Genomic DNA, 4,081 nt, shown 5'->3' on the forward strand with positions numbered 1-4,081 from the left:
GGGGCGCGCGACGGCAAGAGCCTGGTCTACGCCACCTGGCGCGACGACGCTCAGGGAGCTATCCGCCGCCTGGACATCGCCTCCGGCAAGGAGACCGTGCTCGTCAAGGAGCCGGGCAAATACCTGGAACCGCGCCTGTCGCCGGACGGCAAGCAGGTGGTCTACCGCAAGGTCAAGGGCGGCGGCCTGACCAGCCCCTGGCACAGCCTGGACACCGGCCTCTACCTCGCCGTGGCCGATGGCTTGGGCAAGCCCGAGCGGATAGCCAAGGAGGGCAGCGGCGCGCAGTTCGGTGCGAAGAGCGACGAGCTCTTCTTCACGAAGACGAGCAGCACCAGTGAGGTCGAGCAGCGCTTCTCGCTGACGCGCCTGAACCTGCGCGACCATAGCGAGACCGAGGTGGCGCGCAGCGACGCGGCGGCCGAGTACAGCGTGTCACCCGACGGCCAGTGGCTGGGCTTTGTCGAACGCTTCCATGCCTATGTGACGCCGCTGCCAAACGTGCAGGGCCAGTCGGGCAAGACCATCACGGTGGGCGCCAAGATGGACGCGCTGCCGGTGCGCCAGCTCGACGTGAACGCCGGCTCGGCGCTGCACTGGAGTGGCGACAGCAAGAAACTGCATTTCACGCTGGGTGATGAGCTCTTCACCGCGAGCGCCGAAGGCAAGGACAAGGCAACCAGCCAGAAGATCGGCTTCGAGCAGGCCAGCGACAAGCCCACGGGCAAGGTCGCACTGACCGGCGCCCGCGTCGTGACGATGAAGGGGGATGAAGTCATCGAGGGCGGCACGGTCCTGGTCGACGGCAACCGCATCGTGGCGGTCGGCAAGGACGTCGCGATTCCCGCGGACGCCAAGCGCATCGACGCCAGCGGCAAGACCATCGTGCCCGGCTTCATCGATGCCCACTGGCATGGTTCCATGAACGACTCGGGCCTGATCCCGCAGCAGAGCTGGGTCAACCTCGCCTCGCTGGCCTTCGGCGTGACGACGCTGCACGACCCGTCCAACCTGAGCTCGGCCATCTTCACGCAGGCCGAGATGCAGCGCGCCGGCCTCGTGCTGGGCCCGCGCATCTACTCGACCGGCACCATCCTCTACGGTGCCCGCACGCCCTTCTATTCCAACGTCAACAGCCTGGACGACGCGCTGACCCACCTGAACCGCCAGAAGGCCGAAGGCGCCATCAGCGTCAAGAGCTACCAGCAGCCGCGCCGCGACCAGCGCCAGCAGGTGCTGGAGGCCGCACGCCAGACCGGCATGATGGTGGTGCCCGAAGGCGGCTCGCTATTTCAGCTGAACATGAGCATGATCGTCGACGGCCACACGACGGTGGAGCATGCGCTGCCGCTGGCCGAGGTCTGGGACGACGTCAAGCAGCTGTGGAGCCAGAACGCCGTGGGCTACACGCCGACGCTGAACGTCGGCTACGGCGGCCTGTTCGGCGAGAACTATTGGTATGCCCGCACCGACGTCTGGAAGCACCCGCTGCTGAGCCGCTACGTGCCGCGCACCGTGCTCGAGCCGCGCTCGATTCGCCGCGAGACCGCGCCCGAGGAAGACTTCAACGTCATCCGCGTGGCCCGTACCGCGACCGCGCTGTCACGCGCTGGCGTCAACACCTCCATCGGCGCCCACGGCCAGCGCGAAGGCCTGGGCACGCACTGGGAGATGTGGATGTTCGTCATGGGCGGCATGACGCCGCATGAAGCCCTGCGCACCGCCACCATCAACCCGGCGCGCAACTTCGGCTTCGAGAAGGATCTGGGTTCGCTGGAGCCCGGCAAGCTGGCCGACCTGGTCGTCATCAACGGCAACCCGCTGGCCGACATCCGTCAGTCGGACCGCATCGCCCAGGTCATGCAGAACGGCCGCCTGTTCGACGCGATGACGATGAACCAGGTCGCCCCGGTGGCCAAGGCGCGCAAGCCGCTATTCTTCGAAGGCGCCGACGGCCAGACCATGCCCATCGACAGCGAGGCCCTGGAGTCGGGACACTTCGGCGACTAACTCCGCTGCAGGCGCCGCCTGGCCAACAGCACGGCGGCACCGCACAGGGCCATCAGCAAGGTGCCCGGCTCGGGCACAGGCGCGGCCTGCAGGTAGTTGAATCCCGAGCCCGAGGTCAGCGTCACCTGGTTTTGCGGCACGCCGTTCAGAGAGACCGTCATGCCGCCCCAGCGCAGCGTGTGCCCCAGGTCGAAGGCGGCCGTGGCCAAGGCGCCGCCCTGACCGTTGTATGAGGTCTGGGCCGAGGCTTCCAGCTCCACATACAGGGGCAGCATCTGGCCGGTGTTGATGGTGGCCGTGCCGTGCAATATCCCGATGGGATCACCCACATAGCCGTGGATGGCCAGCGTCGGGGAGTTGTTGTACAGATGCCCCCCAGCGCCCAGGTCGAAGGCGCCACCACCCACGTCGGCGCGCACCTGCCAGTTCGCCGCAGCCTCATTGGACGCGCCGACACTGAAGCTGCCACTCAGCAGCAGATCGAACTGCACGACCACCTGGGTGCCCGCGGCAACCCCGGCCAGATCCAGCTTGAAATCGTCGCGGAAGGTCGCCCGCGCCAGGCTGTTCAGGCTGCCCGTCGAGGTGCCGTCCATCTTCAGGGTGCCGGCCTGTGCGAAGGCATGGGCGGCGCCGCTGGAATTGAAGCCGCCGGTCACGAGGCCGCTGCTCAGTTCAGCGGTGCTGGGCTGGGTCAGCAAGGTATTCACCGGGCCGGTGCCGCCGAAGAAATTCGGGTTCACACCCAGCTGCACCGTGACACTGGTGACGGCTCCGGCGGGGGCCGCCAAGGAGGCAATCGCTAGGGCAAGCGCGGCGCGGATGGGCAACATGGCGGCTCCTCATAAATGATGAGCCGCGAGTCTGCCCCTAGCTGCTTGCGCGGACAGCCCCCTAGATGTGCATAGAATCCTCACTCGTCAGGAGAGCGCCCCGCTGAAGTTGGGGGCCGCCGAAGGCGCAGGGTCTAGCGATCCGAACGCTCAGGCAAAAGGACTGACAAACGTCTTGAGTGGGCGCCACCAGTGGCAGACACTCCCGACGTTCCTCACTGGAGAGAAGCCGACCCTGGAGTCGGCTCACCGAAGGGGCAAGCTTGCGCGGGACTGCACACCGCCTTGTCAATCTCTCAGGTACCAGGGACAGCGAGGACATCCAAACCCGAATTTCGTCGGAGCACTTGATGTCCTCTTTGCTGCAAACGCCCCTGCACGCCCTTCACGTCGAACTCGGCGCCAAGATGGTGCCCTTCGCCGGCTACGACATGCCGGTGCAATACCCCGCCGGCGTGATGGCCGAGCACAAGCACACGCGAGCGGCCGCCGGCCTGTTCGATGTGTCGCACATGGGCCAGGTGCGCCTGGTCGGCTCGGATGCCGCCGCTGCGCTCGAGACCCTGGTGCCGGTCGATATCGTCGACCTCGGCGTCTTCAAGCAGCGTTATGCCCTCTTCACGAACGACCAGGGCGGCCTGCTGGACGACCTGATGGTCTGCAAGCGCCCCGACGACCTGTTCGTGGTGGTGAACGCCGGCTGCAAGGAGCAGGACATTGCTCACATGCAAAAGCACATCGGCTCGCGCTGCGAGGTCATTCCCGTGCCTGAGCGCGCGCTGCTGGCGCTGCAAGGCCCGCTGGCCGTCGACGCGCTCAGCCGCCTGATTCCCGGTGTCGAAAAGCTGACCTTCATGACCGGCGGCTTCTTCTATGTCGACGGCATTGACTTCTTCCTGACCCGCTCGGGCTACACCGGCGAGGATGGCTTCGAAATCTCGGTCCACCAGGATCACGCGATCGCCTTCGCCCGCAAGCTGCTGGCGCAACCCGAGGTCAAGCCCATCGGCCTGGGCGCGCGCGACTCGTTGCGCCTGGAAGCCGGCCTGTGCCTCTACGGCCACGACATCAACGAGACGACCACGCCGGTCGAAGCGGCCATCACCTGGGCCATCCAGAAGGTGCGCCGCGCTGGCGGCGCGCGTGCCGGTGGCTATCCCGGCACGGCCATCATCGACGAGCAACTGGCCAACGGCGCGGCGCGCAAGCGCGTGGGCCTGGTCGGCAAGGAACGCATG

General features: G+C 66.8%; 3 protein-coding genes and 2 riboswitches. Of the genes, 2 read left to right on the forward strand and 1 reads right to left on the reverse strand.

The annotated features are described in order from the left end of the window. The coding region (locus tag AC1DU6_RS22245; RefSeq protein WP_477859663.1) for an amidohydrolase family protein at nt 1–2,010 on the forward strand (2,010 nt) is incomplete at its 5' end. On the opposite strand, the gene AC1DU6_RS22250 is transcribed toward AC1DU6_RS22245, so the two are convergent. Further along, on the reverse strand, nt 2,007–2,843 hold the full coding sequence (locus AC1DU6_RS22250; protein ID WP_457324395.1) for a hypothetical protein: 837 nt from the start codon (nt 2,841–2,843) through the stop codon (nt 2,007–2,009). The genes AC1DU6_RS22245 and AC1DU6_RS22250 overlap by 4 nt on opposite strands. A gap of 78 nt (nt 2,844–2,921) precedes the next feature. Continuing rightward, a riboswitch (glycine riboswitch) is annotated at nt 2,922–3,019 on the forward strand. Nucleotides 3,020–3,051: 32 nt separating this feature from the next. Beyond that, nucleotides 3,052–3,166: riboswitch (glycine riboswitch) on the forward strand. A gap of 27 nt (nt 3,167–3,193) precedes the next feature. Here AC1DU6_RS22250 and gcvT point away from each other — a divergent pair. After that, a partial coding sequence (gene gcvT, locus AC1DU6_RS22255; RefSeq protein ID WP_477859665.1) for a glycine cleavage system aminomethyltransferase GcvT occupies nt 3,194–4,081 on the forward strand: 888 nt, incomplete at its 3' end.

Source organism: Roseateles sp. P5_B10 (assembly GCF_056400485.1).

Coding starts and splice junctions, on each gene's coding strand:
- AC1DU6_RS22250 (WP_457324395.1), bottom strand. CDS start 2,843: ATGTTGCCCATCCGCGCCGCGCTTGCCCTAGCGATTGCCTCCTTGGCG.